The sequence below is a fragment of the Enterococcus sp. B2E4 genome (assembly GCF_030499455.1).
Classification (GTDB): domain Bacteria; phylum Bacillota; class Bacilli; order Lactobacillales; family Enterococcaceae; genus Enterococcus_D; species Enterococcus_D casseliflavus.
Genome location: NZ_JAUKPK010000006.1, coordinates 176982 through 192707 on the forward strand (window position 1 = coordinate 176982; position 15726 = coordinate 192707).

The window sequence follows — 15726 nt, forward strand, 5'->3', positions numbered from 1 at the left end:
TGAATCATCAAACCGACCATATCCTTCGTCATTCAAAGTATAAGGAAATGTTTCGAAAAAGTCAATCCTCAAATCCGTTCTTTGTTGATCAGAATCGCTTTGCGGTAACGATAGCTCTGGGGAGAAAGCTTTTGATCTGGCTGCAGCATTTTCCGTGAACGGTAATAACTGGCATATGGCAAGGCATCGAATAAAGGATGCCCACAAATCTGCCAGTTCTCCATTTTTAAAGACAAGCCATCTGTCAGCTCCCACGCATCCGCAAGCCCATAGGTGCAGCCAAATAAATTCGGTTCAAGCAATTCAGCGGTTGACAAAGAGACACCATCGTCGCAGGACTTTTCATTGCCCCAGCGAAAAAGTCGCCGAGTCGCAGCACCGCAAACGTATTCCCATTGATCCTCTGATAGCAACTGAAAGCCTTGTTTGTCTAACTGCTGTTTCAATTCTGTTTGACTGACGGATTCGTGGGTAAATAACTGATAGGTTTCCGATAACGGCTCGAGTGCAGCAAAATAGCGATTCTCTTCGTGGTAAAAAGCGGGTAATTCCCAACGCAAGCTTTCCTCAAAGGACGCTGGTGCTGTGAATTGTGCCTTTAGCTCTTTTTCGAAAACACTGAATTGATCGACTAACCCGTGAAACTCCCCAGTGATTGTATTTAACTGCCCGATATACCTTGCGCCAGCAGGCAGAGAACTTTTTTGGACTAGCATAGGATCAATCACAGCTTTGCGCAAAGGGCTCGTAGACTCATTGACAAAAATCCCCCAATCCTGGCTGGTTTCTAACTCATAGATTGTTTCCAGCTGGCGAATGATCTCGTTGGGTGGTGACTGCCAATTTTTACTCCAGCAAGTAGCTGGTAATCCTTGCACACCGAGATCCCAACCTAAGATCGCCTCAGAGTTCCCTGGTATAAAGACAAAGTCTTCGCCATCGATCGTTAATTCAAAGGTAGCACATTTCAACCCTGCATACGTCAACTGACTAAAATGGACATCGGTGATCTCCTTTAAAGGACTGACAAAATACATTAAAATTTGCTGGATCAGCTGTTCTTTGATTTCAAAGGACAGTGTCTTCCAATTTGACCATTGTAACGCCTCAAAAAAATCCACGTCATTTCTCCTCTCATCTGCTACAATTACTATATAACGAGTATACCACGAAAAAGGAGGAAAACGACGGATGCTTTATTTTGGACGCAGTCCGTGGATGCTACAAGCGGTTTTCGCCCTGCGGCAAGCCGTTTTTGTGGAAGAACAGCACATTCCTATAGATTGGGAATTTGATGAAAAAGACCAAACTTGCCCATACTATCTTTGGTTAGATGGACGCATCCCGATCGCGACCATTCGCTATCAATTCTCTTCACCGAACACTCTGCAACCTGATCGCTTTTGCGTAGCTAAGGCCTATCGGCACCAAGGATACGGCACCAAATTATTGCATTATCTCGAAATGCGTGGTGCCCAAGAGGGTGCCCTCCAATCAGTGTTATCCGCAGAGATCGACGCTTGTGCGTTTTATGAATCCTGTGGGTATCAAAAAACATCTGAACCCTATGCTGAAGATGGCGTATTGTGTGTAGAAATGACCAAACAATTAAAAACAGCAGTCAAGGAAGAGTAGTTCTCTTCCTTGACTGCTGTTTTGGTAAGCATTAGCTATTCGAATTTTTCTTGTTTTTGCGGGCGGTTCGAGTCGTTTGACGACGTTCGATCTTCCGTTTTTCTTTGTTCTTCTTATCAACGGCCCATTGAATTTTTTTCTTGTAGCCAGGCTTGATTTTCTTCTTCTTTTTCTTGACTAAGCCAATCAAGGTTGGGTCTAATTCGTCACGAGATTTTTCCCGCTTTTGCCGACGATTCCGATCGTAAGTCGCAACGATCTCGCCATTTTTGATTTCCTTCGGTTGGAAAACAACCCCTAGATCTTCGATGGCTTGGATTGCCCCTTCATCGCTTGGATCATATAAAGTGATCGCGGTCCCATCCATTTGGTTTCGACCGGTCCGACCAACACGGTGGATAAAGAAATCCAAATCAGCTGGAATCTCAGCATTGATGACATGAGAAACCCCTTCAATATCAATTCCTCGCGCAGCTAAATCTGTTGCGACAACATATTGGTAGTCCAAATTTTGCACTTGGCGCATGATCCGTTTTCTTTCACGAGGACTGATGTCGCCGTGGATCTTCGCTACTTTTAAGCCTTGTTCCTTTAAGTAATCCGTAATTTCATCCACACGGCTCTTCGTGTTGGCAAAAACGATGGCAAGATAGGGATGGCCTGTAGTCAATAATTGATAGATCAATTTATTGGTATTTTTCCCTTTGGTAGAAATCAACCAATTCTCGATCGTATCAGAGATGACTGCTTTCGATTTGATTTCTTCGATCAATGGATTGGCCATGTATTTTTTCAAGAATGGGCGCAATTTCTCTGGAATCGTTGCGGAGAAAACCAGCATTTGTAGTTTCTCAGGCAAACGCCCCGCAATTTGATCGACTTCTTCCAAAAAGCCCATATCCAAGGTCATGTCTGCTTCATCCACGACAAATACATTGGCAGTGTGAACCCCTAACGCTTGTTCGTTGATCATATCCAAGATACGACCAGGTGTCCCAATCACGACATGGGGCTGTTGATTTTGCAGACGGCTTAATTGACGTTGCTTATCCGTTCCTCCGACGAAATTTGACACTCGAATTTCAGGATCATGAAATCCGCCGATTTGTTTTGCGGCGTGATAGATTTGCGTGGCTAATTCACGACTCGGTGCAGTGATCACTACTTGCACTTCATCTTTTTCGGCATCGATTTTATCCATCAACGGCAGTAAAAATGTGTGGGTCTTACCACTTCCGGTCTGTGATTGCCCTACAACACTGCGCCCTTTTTGGATAACAGGTATCAGTTTTTCTTGCACTTCTGTTGGTTTAGAGAACTTTTTATCAGCAAGTGCTTCATAAATAAATGGTTGAAATTTAAATGACTCAAAAGACATTCAAACACCTTCTTTCTTTTAGCATCCTTTGGATTATAGCATATGTTGCCTTGTTTTCCTAACTTTCTTTTGTAATCGATTGAGGATCGATCGTACTGATAGTATACGTTGCACTGCGGCGTTCATAGAAAAAGCGGCTTTCTTTTTTTATTGCTGCCCACAAAAGATTCAAGTAAAAACCAAACTGGATCAACCCAAAAATAACTACCATCAACAAACTAACGACTAAAAGCAGCAGATTGTTGGACTCAAGAAACGGTGCGAAAAAGATATTGACCCGACTGATGCTGGCATAAATCAGATAAAACAAACCATAGCGTTTAAATAAAGCCCCCAAGCTGACACGCTCACGGCCTTCTTGCATGATTTTGATTCGTACGAGTTTTTTTCCAATCGTTTGTCCTTTGGCAAGGTAAGCCAACAACACAAAGTACAGCAACACTTCAAGAGCAAAGTACCAATAGTCCCCACTAAAGTCCCGAACCGTCTGTTGAGTGAGCAAACGAACAGCGATCACCACAATAAAACTGACCACATTCAGTATTGCCCAGTCGATCAACCAAGCAAACACCCTTCGTGTCACAGTCACCCGAGTGCCTTTTGCGTAAGAATCGGCATCCATCTCTTCCCTTGATGGCAATAAGAACGTAAAAAGCGGGGCGATCGTCCAGCCCACAAGCCCTCCAACTGTATTGACAAAGAGATCATTGACATCGAATAAGCGATACGGACGAGGATAAATAAAATACAGTCCCGTCAACTGCGTTAATTCAAAAAACAACGTCAAGCAAAACGTAATAACGAGTGTTTTTAAAAAGGAACATTTGAAGTAATAACGCAAATAGACCCCAAATGGTAAGGTCAACAATAAATTAAAGAGTGGCTCAAGGAAGACCCCCTGCTTCATAGCGGGAAGATAGGTTTGCGAATCGTGAATGTTTAAGACGGTCTGTTGGACAAAATGTTGCCACGATGCCCCTAACTGCAATTCCATCTTAGGACCAGTCATCTGCGCTACCTCTTCGATCGAGGGCAATGGTAGGATAACTAAGAAATAGGCGCACAATAAATAGAAGACAAATGAATACAGAACCAGTGCGCGTGACAAGATAAAACGACCGTATTTTCGATATTGGATAACAAAAAAAATCATTGATATCGCCAATGCTAGGAAAGGAAAAACCAGCAAGGCAACCTTTATTGGGGTAATATAAGCGGACATAAAGAACTCCTTCACGTTTTCTTTTTATCTTACACGCTATTTCCCAAAACGTAAATTTTGGAGTATCATAAAAGAAAAGGAGGTTAAAAAACCATGTTAAATCCCTATTTTGCCTTTGGCGTACCGGCATTCCTTTTGGTTTTATATGCAGCTTTTGCTCTTTTTCGCCGGTCTTCCGATATTCCCTATTTAGGCTTCGTCCTTTTCATCATTGCTGGTTTTCTGACAGGATTTAGTTTACAAGTCATTCAACAAGCCATCAATGAAGTGGAGAAAACATCTCTTGAACACGTGCAAGCAACCCACCTTTACTCGCCTTACTTATTAGCGATTCCATTGATTGTGGGCATTCTTTTACTGATTGTCAACTTGATTCGCGGCTATTTAAAAGTCAAAAACGTTCGTCTGCGGACAAAATAAAAGCAACCTACCTAGAAATACGAATTGATCCTGCTCCTCTTGACGGGAAATGAGATCGCTTCGTATTTTTTTGGTAAGCTGCCTTGATTGCTAGACCCCTTCTAAAGATCCATCCGCCACTTTCGTAGTAAAACAGTTTATCAACTAAAAAAAGGTTTATTCGTCGGCTAGTTCTTCATCCAGGTCTGTCTCTGAGGTATCAGCAAAAGACTCTTTCACATCATCATTGACTTGCTCCAATAAATATTGCCAATCACTATTCGACACAACCACCACATCGATATTCTTTTCTTCATCGATCAGCTCGAGATTCGAAACATCCTCTCCTAACTGCTGGAATAGGTCGATCAATGTTTGGTCTTGTAGCGTTACGTATTAAGTCCGTTTCATCCTTCTTCCCCCCATGAGTCAAAAAATTCATAAAACAAGATATCGAAACTAGTAAGATCGGTCATCTTTTGTAAAGTAGATAGATCTAAACGAATAAACGCTTTTTCCACTAATAAATAATGGTTTTCTTCCAGCGCTTCTTCGATAAATGGTAAAATCTCTTCTTCATCCCCTAATGTTTCACTAGAGATTTGGTCGATTTGATCAAACAAGCGATCATCTTGCAACAAAAAGAATTGATCGTCGTAAAGATAGACTGCGATTTGATATTGCCGGATGGGTAGCTCAGCCCGAATGACAAAAAAGCACTCTCCTGAATTGGAAATCGCTGGCAATAATTCATTCGGTTGTAATGCCTGTTGGTAGTACATTTCCATCCCTCCTTTGTACTTACTATTATAAAGAACAAAGGAGGAAAAAGGAAATAATCGAATTTTAGTTTAAAAAACTCTAAACAAAGTTAGACATCCCATTCTGCATAGAATTCTTCTAAAAAATCCTTCATGAAAGCCACACGTCGTTGGGCTTCTTTTTTGCCATACGCCGTGGTCATCTTTTCAGGAAGCAAAAATAGTTTCTCATAAAAATGATTGATCACCGTCGTCCCTTTTCGGTAATCTTCATGATTTTGAAACGTCTTTGGGGCTAAGTCACTGACATGGATCGGGTGTTGATGACTGCCACCAAAATAACTCGTCCGTAAAATACCGATCGCACCTAAAGCATCGAGACGATCTGCATCACGAACGACGCGGCCTTCTACTGAGACAACTTGCGCGCCTTGCAAAAGTTCTTTTGAAAAAGACAGATTCTCGATAATAGAAAAAATTTCTTTCGTTTGTGCTTCACTGGCTCCCGCTGTGGTCAAACAAGCTCGCACTTCATTAGACGCCGCTGTGACATCCGCCACAACTTTGTCATCCACCGTATCATGGAGATAGGCTGCCGCCTGTACGACAAAGCAATCAACTGCCAATTCGTCGGCATCAATGATGGCTTGACTTAACCCAGCCACTCGTTTGACATGATCAAACCCATGTCCTGTGTAATCATTCCCCAGAATACTTTCGGCATAAGCAATTACTTTGCTAAGATCGGCAACATTGTATTCTTCCTTCATTTTTTTCCTTCTTTCGATATGAAAGCAGCTAGCCTTCTTTTTTCGATGGTGATTGATACAAAAGGAAAAGAAGTTCAACAAGACGAGCACCCCATGAAATAATTGGGGCGGCAACGTCTTGCGAAGCTTCTTTCCATTCGTTACTTTTAAGCGAAATCTTGCGTCTCGCTGATTTTATAGACACTAAAATAGATCTTGCGTAAATAGTCTAATAGATATTGAGGATTCAATAATTCATCCGTTGCATCTAAAATCAATTCATTTGGTTTCTTGGATGCGCCATATTGATGAATATTTTCAGTCAGCCATTTACGAATCGGTGAATAATCATCCGAAGCCAACACTTCATCGACATTAATTTCTTTTTCCATGGCGTGGAGTAATTGCGCTGCATACATATATCCTAGAGCATAGGATGGGAAATACCCGAAGCTTGAACCTGACCAATGAACGTCTTGTAAGATCCCTTCCAAGTCATTTTCTGGACGAATCCCTAAATATTCCTCGTATTTGTCATTCCAGATTTTTGGCAGTTCATCGATCGATACGGTTTCGTTAAAGATCATTTTTTCGATCTCGTAACGAATAATAATATGAATGACATATGTCAGACTATCAGCTTCAATACGGATCAAGCTAGCTTTTGAATGCTTTAAGGAGTCATAGAAAGTGTCAAAAGACACATCATCAAACGTGCCTTCCGCACATTCTTGGAAAAATGGGTATTGCTTTGCCCAGAAATTGCGGTTGCTGCCGATAATGATTTCATTAAACAGCGATTGGGATTCGTGGATTCCCATGGACGCCCCTTCATGAACAGGCGTGCCTTCGTATTTCTCATCGATGTTTTGCTCGTACATCCCGTGACCAGCTTCATGAATCACACCGAACAGTCCCATCGAAAAGTCAGTTTCGCTCCAGCGTGTGGTCAACCGTACATCATTGTGGTTGATCCCCGTAGCGAATGGGTGGACCGTATTATCCAAACGGCCGCGAGAAAAGTCATAGCCTAAGTCGGCGATCACTTTTGAGATAAATTTACGTTGTTGCGCTTCGGTCATATTACGTGAAAGGATCGAAGTATCTGGCGCTGTTCCTTTTTCAGCCAATTGACGACGAATATCCATGATACCGTCTCTCACTTGTGAGAATACGTTATCCAAGATCTCAACCGTCATATTCGGCTCGTATTGGTTTAACAAGACGTCATAGTTCGTCAGCTCATTTTTCTTCCAATAAGGAATCAATTCTTTCGTCAAGCGAATGTTTTCAGAAAGAGCGTCTTTAAATAAAGAAAAATCTTTTTCTTTACGGGCTTTGAGCCAAGCAGTATGTGCTTTTGACGTAGCTGCGGAAGCCGCCATCGCCAACTCATTGGGTACATCTTTTTGCAATTCATATTCTTCTTTGACTAATTGATACGCAGCTTTCCCTACTTCTGATAATTCATCTGGGTGTTTCCCGAAATAGCTGATCGCTTCTTGGATTGGTTCCCCCACTTTTTTGTCAAAGTATAGACCATATAAATAGCTGTCAACTTCCGCACGGTAATCACTGGCTTTTTCTGGCATCCCTGTTTGATTATCCCAGCCTAAGATCCCCATTGCTTGTTGTAATAGATCGATTTCTTTTAATTCTTTCAGAAATTCTTGTTCTTTCATTCAGCAGACTCCTTTTTGCGTGGCGGACGTTGTCCCCAGTATTGGAAGAGATCGGTACGAATCGCACCGTTGTATAATTTGCGTTTTTTTGTCGCTTTTTCGCCGTAATGGGTCTCAAAAGTCAAGTCACTGGTCAAAAAGTACTTGCTCCAGGTTTTTAGCGGCCGAAACACTTGGCCCATTTCCTGATACAGTCGCTGAACGGACGCTTCTTCTCCTAAGCGTTCACCATAAGGAGGGTTAGCCACAACGACACCATACTCTTTTTCTGTTTTAAAGTCTTTAACGGCTTGTTGTTTGAATGTGATCGAGTCTCCTAGACCGATTTCTTCCGCATTTCTGCGGGCGATCTCAATCATTCGACCATTGATATCCGAACCGGTAATATCTAATTCGACATCATAATCTGCTGCTTCATCTGCTTCTTTCCGTACTTTTTCAAATACTTCTGCTGGGAACCAATCCCACGTTTCGCAAACAAATTCCCGATTAAAGCCAGGGGCGATATTGTGACCGATCAACGCTGCTTCAATGCACAACGTGCCTGATCCACAAACGGGATCGACAAACGGCTTGTCTTTGTACCAATTTGTCAGCATCACTAAAGCCGCAGCCATGTTTTCTTTCAGCGGCGCGCCTCCTTTTTCTAAACGATAGCCACGTTTAAACAAACTAGGGCCAGTCGTATCCAATGTGATCATCGCATGGTCTTTCAATAAAGCGACTTCTAATTGGAAAAAAGCGCCCGTTTCAGTCAGCGGCACACTTGCTGGACGATGGTATACTTCTCTTAAGCGATTGACGATTGCTTTTTTGGTAATCGCTTGACAATCAGGTACACTATACAATTTTGATTTGATTGATTTTCCAGCTACCGGAAATTCAGCATCTAAAGGTAAAAAGTCTTCCCACGGTAACGCTTTAACTTCTTCAAACAGCTGATCGAAAGTCAATACGTCAAATTCCCCGACGACAATTTTGATACGGTCCGCTGTACGGAGCCACAAGTTCGCGGTAGCAATGGTCTCCATCGTCCCTTTAAAACGCGCTCGGCCGTTTTCAACCTCACACTCGATCCCTAAATCCCGTAATTCTTTGCCCACTAGTGCTTCTAAACCGCTCGCAGCGGTGGCAATACAATTAAATGTTTTTTCAGTCATAACGCTCTCCTTCTTGGTATAAAAAAACCTTCCGTTGCTGGAAGGATTCCCTGATAGGTTGTGATTTTCTATAAGCCATGTTTTGTCCGTATTTTCCTCAGGGAGAAGAAAACACTGGGTAATTATCTATCTGCAATTACTTGCCTTCTTGCTCCGTTCATTTCCGTGCAAAAAGTGCCCCTACCATTGTTTGGGTTGCTCGCTCGAGGGGTTTACCGCGTTCCACCAAGACGGTTTCCCGCCTTGCTTCGTCACTGTGGCACTTTCAAGGATACTTAGGCATAGCTTACACCTTAGCCATTTTTCCTGCCGTTACTTTCTCAAGTACCCTAGCTTATGGTTTCGCTAGGCACGAACACTACAAGCATCTCAGCTTGTGCGAGCATGGACTTTCCTCAGCATAATCGAGTTATGCCGCAATTACCCGAAAACCACAACTATCTTTTCTACATTAGATTAGAATTGACGGGTTTTTTCGTTGTCATCTTCAAAATCAGCATTTGTATAGTTGCTGTTGTAGGAAGAAGAACGAGTGACAGGTTCTGATTCACGATCAAGCTTTTTGCCAAACACTTCTTTTTCAAGATTAGACAAACGTTTCAAAATATCAAAGTTTGTAACGGTTTGGCTTTTCGGCGCTTCTTGTTGAACACGAGATGCGATCGCTTGGTTTTTCGACAATTGATCGATTTTCGCTGTCAGACGGTCATTTTCTTCTTGCAGGGCTAAGATCTCTTTATTGTAGCTTTCGTAGTCTTTAATGATATTATCTAAAAACTCGTCCACTTCAACTGGATCATACCCGCGCATTTTTGTTTTGAATTCTTGTTGCAGAATATCTTTTGGACTATAAATTAAATTTGCCATTATTTACACCTCATTGTTTATTCCAAATGGTTTTCACTTTCTAGACCATTCTATCAAAAAATATACGAAAATCAAAGTAAATTACTATCAAATGTTGCGTTTTGTAGGTCATCCATTGTTATTTGATGAATAAAGTAGGGATTTTGCTCACTATAAGCTTTGGCATCTCTTAAGAAATAATTAGGTTTTCCTGGAAATTCGTCATCATATAACACAAGTGCACCTTCGGTATGCTCCAGTAAAAATGCCGTGTGATTTCTTAATTGACTGGGGTCTTGGTAAGGCTTATGGCTGGTGGCATTGACATAATCGGCAAATGACTTCGCTGTTTGCAGTGCCTGCTGATTTGTTTCGTTCCAATTTTCACCAAACCCTTCAAATGGAAAAATAATTCCTAGTTTCAGTTCTGGGTATGTCTGTTTTAATTGTTCAACGGCTTCGGCACACCACAGCTCCGCTCCAAGATTCCCGCTGATCAAGAGCCATTCTAACCCTTCTTCGACATAATTGGTCAAAGTCGACATTATTACTTTCTTAATAACTGCAATCTTGGGATCTTTTGCTTGAAAGACACCTAATTCATAATTACGATAGCCAGTAAAGTATAAGGTTTTCATTGTTTCTCTGGTCATCTCTTTTCTTTCCAAACGACTTTTTGGTATAATGTTGCCTAGGAGTGTGAACAACATGGTTATTCGTTACCCGAATGGACAATCTACTACCTATGATGACGGCAAAAAACAAAAAATGCAAGAGAAACTAATAAAGCCAAAAACGTATGCCAATCGTGGGATGCGTTTTGAAGAAGCGATCAATGAAAGCAACCTTTATTATTTGAATCGGAAACTTGCTGTCATTCATAAGAAACCGACACCAATTCAAATCGTGAAAGTAGATTATCCAAGAAGAAGCGCCGCCGTAATCAAAGAAGCCTATTTCCGTGAGGCATCCACCACTGATTACAATGGGGTTTATCAAGGGCAATATATCGACTTTGAAGCGAAAGAGACTCAAAACAAAACGTCATTTCCCTTTAAAAATTTTCATCCACACCAAATCAAGCATATGGAAGACTGTTTGGAACAAGCGGGTTTATGTTTTGTTCTTTTATGGTTTTCTAGTCTACAACGCTGCTTTTTTCTCGATAGCAAGTGCTTAGTTTCTCAATGGCACCTGCAAAAAGAAACGGGAAAAAAATCAATGACACTGGCCTATATTGAAACGAATGGGATTGAAATCATCCCTTCAATTGCGCCGCGTATTCCCTATTTAAAAGCAGTTGATCAATTTTTAACGATGAAGGAGAATGATTAGTATGGCAAATGGATCACAATCGAGGACCTCTCGGCATGATTCTAAAAAAGGTACAGCTAAAAAAGCACCAAAGCCTCCTAAGGCAAAAGGCAAACGAAGCATTGGGAGTATTCTTTTAAAAGTATTTATGGGGCTGTTTTTCTTAGGCTGTATCGGGATTCTATCCGGGATGGGGCTATTCTGGTGGTATGCCAAAGATGCGCCTGCACTTGATGAAACACGTTTGGATTCAACGGTTTCTTCTCGTTTCTATGCGTCAAATGGCGAATTGATCACTGAATTCGGTAGTGAAACCAGAGAAAAAATTACAGCAAGTGAGATTCCTCAACTGCTGGAAGACGCGATCGTCTCTGTCGAAGATCGCCGCTTCTACCAGCATATCGGAGTCGATCCGATTCGGATCGTCGGTTCCGCATTATCCAATGCCACAACCGGCGGTATGCAAGGCGGAAGTACGTTGACACAGCAATTGATCAAGCTGTCCTTCTTTTCTACCAGCGCTGAAGACCAAACATTACGTCGAAAAGCACAAGAAGCATGGATGGCGGTTCGTCTTGAACAAATGAAATCAAAACAAGAGATCCTCACTTACTACATCAATAAAGTATATATGTCCAATGGTGTATATGGGATGCAAACGGCCGCAATGAAGTTTTACGGCAAGCCGTTAGCTGAACTAGACCTTGCGCAAACCGCTTTGATTGCCGGTTTACCAAATGCCCCTTCAGCTTTTGACCCATTTGCGCATCCTGATAATGCGAAAAGTCGGCGAGATGTTGTTTTAGGTGCGATGCTGGAAAATGAAAAAATCACGCAAGCAGAATATGATGCGGCCGTTGCCGAGGATATTCAAGAAGGCTTGCAAGACAATCCCCGTGAAAACCAAGAGTGGAAATACTTTGACAACTACTTTAACGAAGTGATCGCTGAAGTCAAAGAAAAAACTGGGAAAGATGTGTATACTGACGGCTTAGATATTTATACTAATGTCGATATCGATGCACAAAAACGATTATATGACATCGTCAACAGTGACGACTACGTTGATTACCCAGATGACAAGATGCAAGTTGCCGCTACCTTAGTTGATGTTAACACAGGCAAGGTGACCGCTCAGATCGGTGCCCGTAATGTTGATGATGTTCTAGCAAATAACCTGGCTGTCAATGTCGCACGAGACTTTGGTTCGACCGTCAAACCAATCACAGACTATGGCCCTGCCTTTCAATTTCTACAAGATTCCACGGGTAGAATGATTTTAGATGAACCTTACACGTATAAAGGGACGAATATTCCTGTTTACAACTGGGATCGCCAATATATGGGCAATATCACCTTGCGGACCGCTCTAGCAGAGTCTAGAAATGTGCCGGCAGTGAAGCTGTTTGATGAAGTCGGCGCGGACAATATCGCAGACTTTCTCAGTGGTTTAGGAATCGAATATGATACGATCACCCAATCCAATGCGATTTCCAGCAATACGGATAAATTGGATGGCACAAAGTATGGGATCTCCAGTCTGAAAATGGCCGCTGCTTATGCTGCGTTTTCAAATGGTGGCACCTATTATGAACCACAGTACGTCAATAAAATCGTCATGCAAGATGGTACAGAAGACGAAGAATCCTTTAAAGTTTCTGGTCAAGAAGCAATGGATGATACGACAGCTTACATGGTGACCGATATCTTGAAAGATGTTATTTCTGTCGGAACTGGAACCAACGCGCAAATCGATGGTTTGTATCAAGCAGGGAAAACGGGAACGTCCAACTACACCGATGACCAGTTAGCACAACTGGATACATCGAATGGTGCCTACCCTGATATTACCTTTGCCGGCTATACTCCCTCCTACTCATTGGCGGTTTGGACAGGCTACAACGACAAAATGACACCGATCACTGATAGTAGTACCCATGTGGCTTCAGATGTCTATCGTGAATTGATGCGCTATGTTTCTGCTTCTGTAGAAAACACGGACTGGACAATGCCTGACGGATTGACACGGATCGGAAGAGAGCTTTATCTTGAAGGGACGTACACCCAACCAAGCTATTCAGCACCAAGTTCGTCCAGCAGCAGTTCCTACGTTGAACCAACGACACCTTCTACAGAAAGTAGCGAATCAACACCATCAAGTACAACAGAATCATCAAGCGAAGTAACACCACCAGTGACAACACCTGATGAGGATGATTCATCATCGGTCGTTACGCCTCCTGCTTCTAGTCAGGATCCCGGTTCAACAACACCTTCCAGCAGTGAGGATAATCCTTCCTCACCACCGGACCCGCCGGAACCAAACGATGGTAGTGTCGAATAATGGAGAATCGCAAAAAAACAGTAGATCAAAATCTGATCTACTGTTTTTTTTAAATTCCTGCCATATAAATGTAGAAGCTTACTTTTCAAGCTCTTCAAACAGCAATTTTTTATCGGAAAGCTTATAAACTTGATTATGCAGATCGTCAAATAAATGAATCACATTTTCTTTCGTCTCGTTCACTTCAAAAAGAATCTCTTTGGCACGATCATGAATCCCATCGATCCGCATTTCTGTTGTACGGATCATTCGTTCAGATTCGATTTTCGCTTCCTGAATTGTGCGATTCGCTTTTCTTCTAGCAAAGACTAAGACCTCACTGATTTCTGTTTGGAACTGCTCGTTTTCGATTTGTAGGGCTGCATTTTCTTCCCTTAATGCTTCGATTGTCGCCTGAAGCTCTGCGACTTCTTCATTTGATTCGCTAGCTGATACATTTGCAGCAAGCTCTTCTTTTTCTGCCAATTGCTGTTTCAAATCAGCAATTACCTCTTGCAGCTGCTGGATTTCTTGCCGCTTCAAGGTCCATTCAGCGCGTTCCTTTTCGTAAGTTTGTTTCTCTTGTTGCTCTTTTTCTTGCTGAACAGCTAACTTGGCTTCTAATTGCTGGATTTTTACTTCAAGTTTTTCTGTATCTACTTTTGCAAGCTGCTCTTCTAGGTCTTTGACTTTCTTATTCGCTTCTACTAGCGAAGCTTTTAATTCTTTTGCCTCTGCTTCTTGTTGAGCCACTACCTTCTGCTGTTTTTTTAACTGATTTTTTTCTTCCTGTAGTTGCTCATTTTCTAAAATCAATTCTTTGATTTCAAAAGATAAATTTTCAATCATATGATCCTTTTCTTGTTCTTTTGACTCTTGCTTATTTGTCTGGTTTGTACTCAATTCTTTCTCCATACGTTCTCCTTTATCTTCAACGAGTTGACTATCCTTGGCGTAGCTATCACGGTTGCCAGAGGACTTTTGCTGCACTGCTATCTTTTTGACACTTTGCTCTTTCTGCTGATCTCCAGCCACTCTTTGGTGAGAAATCGGTTTTGCGAAAGTTTGTGCGACAGGTTTTACTGCTTCTTTCTGGGTTTTAGGGGGTTCATTGTCCGCTGGTCGATTGGTCTCGTCCTCATTTTTTTCAGGCGTAGCCTTTGCGGACCCTTGATCCTCAACGATTCCCTCTTCTTGATTTGTCTCCTCAAATTCATTCAGCTCTTCTATGGATAATTGATTCACTTCATCCATTAGCTTTTGGGCAGAAAACCAACCTTTGTTTTTCTTTTTCATCATTAATTTTTCACACTGCCTTTTTGTTCATTTGTATTGATCGTTTCACTTTGATCCGTTTGAGGAGTAGACGATATGCTCTCGCTCCTCTCGTTGTTGGCTACTTCTTGAGCATCAGTGTTTGGGAATCTGCGTTCTAAAAGGGTCCAGACCCCATTCTCGTCACGAATGATCGTCTGCTCAAAGGACTGATCAGAATCCTTGGAAAATTGGACAGAGAAGGTTCCTTGGGTGATCAGGGGAACGTTCTGCATATCATGGAGTAGACGAGAAAAATTCTCTTCCCATCCGTTTAAGTCATCAATTGATGGTAATTTGCTAGATAGAACAATCGAGATTTCTTGCAAAGGCTGATCAACAAAAATCATCGCTACAGTGCGACCTAGATATGGTGATAACTGATAGGCCAACTCATATTCAGCTGCAAACTGTGCTTCACGATCATTGGAGACGAGTAAATGCTCCCAATCAATCGCTTCAAAAGAAAAGCCGTTCTCAGGATATGCAAAAATCGGCATACGCATCCATTCCGTTTGTTCAGTTCTTAGCGCGAAGACTTCCTCTTTCAATTGACTGGTTTCTTCTTGCAGCTTTTGCAAATGAATGCCGCCTGTCAGCTGAAAAACTGTTAGTAGCAAGACACTTACGATTATGGCACTACTGCAGCCCAATAAAATTAGCAGGTGCCCACTGCGCAGGTTGTGCTTAAATAAACGCAGTTTCCTTTTGGCTAAAGCATCTGACGACAGCTGCTTTTCAACTTTTCTTAATAAATATTCTCGATACAATCGCCAACCGATGATACTACCTGCTCCAATGGCAAGCAGTATCATCCCAATATAGATAAAAATCACAGTCTCTTCCTTCCATCAAAACTAAAATTCGTTTTATTCATCCATTTTGATACAAACTTAGTCTCGTTGATATGTTGCAAGAAATGAATCATCGCAAACTTCCTTTC

Annotated in this window: 16 protein-coding genes and 1 other RNA gene; 4 read left to right on the top strand and 13 right to left on the bottom strand. The window is 42.0% G+C overall.

The annotated features are described in order from the left end of the window. Positions 1 to 68: 68 nt before the first annotated feature. Entirely contained in the window at positions 69 to 1121 is a 1053-nt protein-coding gene (locus tag Q1X33_RS07450; protein WP_005226132.1) for a hypothetical protein, read from the bottom strand. A 70-nt stretch (positions 1122 to 1191) separates the two neighbouring features. Here Q1X33_RS07450 and Q1X33_RS07455 point away from each other — a divergent pair, with 70 nt between their 5' ends. After that, on the top strand, positions 1192 to 1635 hold the full coding sequence (locus tag Q1X33_RS07455; protein ID WP_005226133.1) for a GNAT family N-acetyltransferase: 444 nt from the start codon (positions 1192 to 1194) through the stop codon (positions 1633 to 1635). A 31-nt stretch (positions 1636 to 1666) separates the two neighbouring features. Here Q1X33_RS07455 and Q1X33_RS07460 read toward each other — a convergent pair whose 3' ends face one another. Further along, the gene (locus Q1X33_RS07460; protein WP_005226134.1) at positions 1667 to 3013 is read right to left on the bottom strand and encodes a DEAD/DEAH box helicase; all 1347 of its coding nucleotides are present in this window, start codon (positions 3011 to 3013) and stop codon (positions 1667 to 1669) included. A gap of 58 nt (positions 3014 to 3071) precedes the next feature. Continuing rightward, positions 3072 to 4235: a VanZ family protein gene (locus Q1X33_RS07465; protein ID WP_034868620.1), complete on the bottom strand. Its 1164-nt coding sequence runs from the start codon at positions 4233 to 4235 to the stop codon at positions 3072 to 3074. Between the two features lie 93 nt (positions 4236 to 4328). Here Q1X33_RS07465 and Q1X33_RS07470 point away from each other — a divergent pair, with 93 nt between their 5' ends. Further along, positions 4329 to 4655: a hypothetical protein gene (locus Q1X33_RS07470; protein WP_005226136.1), complete on the top strand. Its 327-nt coding sequence runs from the start codon at positions 4329 to 4331 to the stop codon at positions 4653 to 4655. 156 nt (positions 4656 to 4811) lie between these two features. Here the strand turns inward: Q1X33_RS07470 and Q1X33_RS07475 are convergent, their stop codons facing one another. The 8 genes from Q1X33_RS07475 to Q1X33_RS07510 all read right to left on the bottom strand — a co-directional run bounded on the left by Q1X33_RS07475 (position 4812) and on the right by Q1X33_RS07510 (position 10470). Beyond that, positions 4812 to 5006: a hypothetical protein gene (locus tag Q1X33_RS07475; protein ID WP_301969610.1), complete on the bottom strand. Its 195-nt coding sequence runs from the start codon at positions 5004 to 5006 to the stop codon at positions 4812 to 4814. A 35-nt stretch (positions 5007 to 5041) separates the two neighbouring features. Next, complete coding sequence (locus Q1X33_RS07480; protein ID WP_005226138.1) at positions 5042 to 5422, bottom strand: hypothetical protein; 381 nt, start codon at positions 5420 to 5422, stop codon at positions 5042 to 5044. 83 nt (positions 5423 to 5505) lie between these two features. Then, positions 5506 to 6165, bottom strand: a complete 660-nt coding sequence (locus tag Q1X33_RS07485; RefSeq protein WP_005226139.1) for an HD domain-containing protein — start codon at positions 6163 to 6165, stop codon at positions 5506 to 5508. Between the two features lie 146 nt (positions 6166 to 6311). Then, on the bottom strand, positions 6312 to 7826 hold the full coding sequence (locus Q1X33_RS07490; protein ID WP_005226140.1) for a carboxypeptidase M32: 1515 nt from the start codon (positions 7824 to 7826) through the stop codon (positions 6312 to 6314). Beyond that, the gene (locus Q1X33_RS07495; RefSeq protein ID WP_010748389.1) at positions 7823 to 8986 is read right to left on the bottom strand and encodes a class I SAM-dependent RNA methyltransferase; all 1164 of its coding nucleotides are present in this window, start codon (positions 8984 to 8986) and stop codon (positions 7823 to 7825) included. Before Q1X33_RS07495 ends, Q1X33_RS07490 begins: the two co-directional genes overlap by 4 nt. A 66-nt stretch (positions 8987 to 9052) precedes the next feature. Next, positions 9053 to 9418: RNase P RNA component class B (gene rnpB / locus Q1X33_RS07500), an RNA gene on the bottom strand. A 24-nt stretch (positions 9419 to 9442) separates the two neighbouring features. Beyond that, positions 9443 to 9853, bottom strand: a complete 411-nt coding sequence (gene gpsB, locus Q1X33_RS07505) for a cell division regulator GpsB (protein WP_005226142.1) — start codon at positions 9851 to 9853, stop codon at positions 9443 to 9445. Positions 9854 to 9924: 71 nt separating this feature from the next. Beyond that, positions 9925 to 10470 carry a DUF1273 domain-containing protein gene (locus Q1X33_RS07510; RefSeq protein ID WP_005226143.1) on the bottom strand — a complete coding sequence of 182 codons (546 nt, stop codon included), beginning with the start codon at positions 10468 to 10470 and terminating at the stop codon, positions 9925 to 9927. A 70-nt stretch (positions 10471 to 10540) separates the two neighbouring features. Here Q1X33_RS07510 and recU point away from each other — a divergent pair, with 70 nt between their 5' ends. Both recU and Q1X33_RS07520 read left to right on the top strand, forming a co-directional pair. Further along, on the top strand, positions 10541 to 11167 hold the full coding sequence (gene recU / locus Q1X33_RS07515; RefSeq protein ID WP_015509744.1) for a Holliday junction resolvase RecU: 627 nt from the start codon (positions 10541 to 10543) through the stop codon (positions 11165 to 11167). A gap of 1 nt (position 11168) precedes the next feature. Beyond that, positions 11169 to 13490: a PBP1A family penicillin-binding protein gene (locus tag Q1X33_RS07520; protein WP_034857413.1), complete on the top strand. Its 2322-nt coding sequence runs from the start codon at positions 11169 to 11171 to the stop codon at positions 13488 to 13490. A 78-nt stretch (positions 13491 to 13568) separates the two neighbouring features. On the opposite strand, the gene Q1X33_RS07525 is transcribed toward Q1X33_RS07520, so the two are convergent. Together Q1X33_RS07525 and Q1X33_RS07530 are read right to left on the bottom strand one after the other, a co-directional pair. After that, on the bottom strand, positions 13569 to 14765 hold the full coding sequence (locus Q1X33_RS07525) for a hypothetical protein (RefSeq protein ID WP_301969611.1): 1197 nt from the start codon (positions 14763 to 14765) through the stop codon (positions 13569 to 13571). Positions 14766 to 14767: 2 nt separating this feature from the next. After that, positions 14768 to 15619 carry a hypothetical protein gene (locus Q1X33_RS07530; protein ID WP_301969612.1) on the bottom strand — a complete coding sequence of 284 codons (852 nt, stop codon included), beginning with the start codon at positions 15617 to 15619 and terminating at the stop codon, positions 14768 to 14770. Between the last annotated feature and the right edge of the window lie 107 nt (positions 15620 to 15726).

Coding starts and splice junctions, on each gene's coding strand:
- Q1X33_RS07455 (WP_005226133.1), top strand. CDS start 1,192: ATGCTTTATTTTGGACGCAGTCCGTGGATGCTACAAGCGGTTTTCGCC.
- Q1X33_RS07460 (WP_005226134.1), bottom strand. CDS start 3,013: ATGTCTTTTGAGTCATTTAAATTTCAACCATTTATTTATGAAGCACTT.
- Q1X33_RS07465 (WP_034868620.1), bottom strand. CDS start 4,235: ATGTCCGCTTATATTACCCCAATAAAGGTTGCCTTGCTGGTTTTTCCT.
- Q1X33_RS07470 (WP_005226136.1), top strand. CDS start 4,329: ATGTTAAATCCCTATTTTGCCTTTGGCGTACCGGCATTCCTTTTGGTT.
- Q1X33_RS07480 (WP_005226138.1), bottom strand. CDS start 5,422: ATGGAAATGTACTACCAACAGGCATTACAACCGAATGAATTATTGCCA.
- Q1X33_RS07485 (WP_005226139.1), bottom strand. CDS start 6,165: ATGAAGGAAGAATACAATGTTGCCGATCTTAGCAAAGTAATTGCTTAT.
- Q1X33_RS07490 (WP_005226140.1), bottom strand. CDS start 7,826: ATGAAAGAACAAGAATTTCTGAAAGAATTAAAAGAAATCGATCTATTA.
- Q1X33_RS07495 (WP_010748389.1), bottom strand. CDS start 8,986: ATGACTGAAAAAACATTTAATTGTATTGCCACCGCTGCGAGCGGTTTA.
- gpsB (WP_005226142.1), bottom strand. CDS start 9,853: ATGGCAAATTTAATTTATAGTCCAAAAGATATTCTGCAACAAGAATTC.
- Q1X33_RS07510 (WP_005226143.1), bottom strand. CDS start 10,470: ATGAAAACCTTATACTTTACTGGCTATCGTAATTATGAATTAGGTGTC.
- recU (WP_015509744.1), top strand. CDS start 10,541: ATGGTTATTCGTTACCCGAATGGACAATCTACTACCTATGATGACGGC.
- Q1X33_RS07520 (WP_034857413.1), top strand. CDS start 11,169: ATGGCAAATGGATCACAATCGAGGACCTCTCGGCATGATTCTAAAAAA.
- Q1X33_RS07525 (WP_301969611.1), bottom strand. CDS start 14,765: ATGAAAAAGAAAAACAAAGGTTGGTTTTCTGCCCAAAAGCTAATGGAT.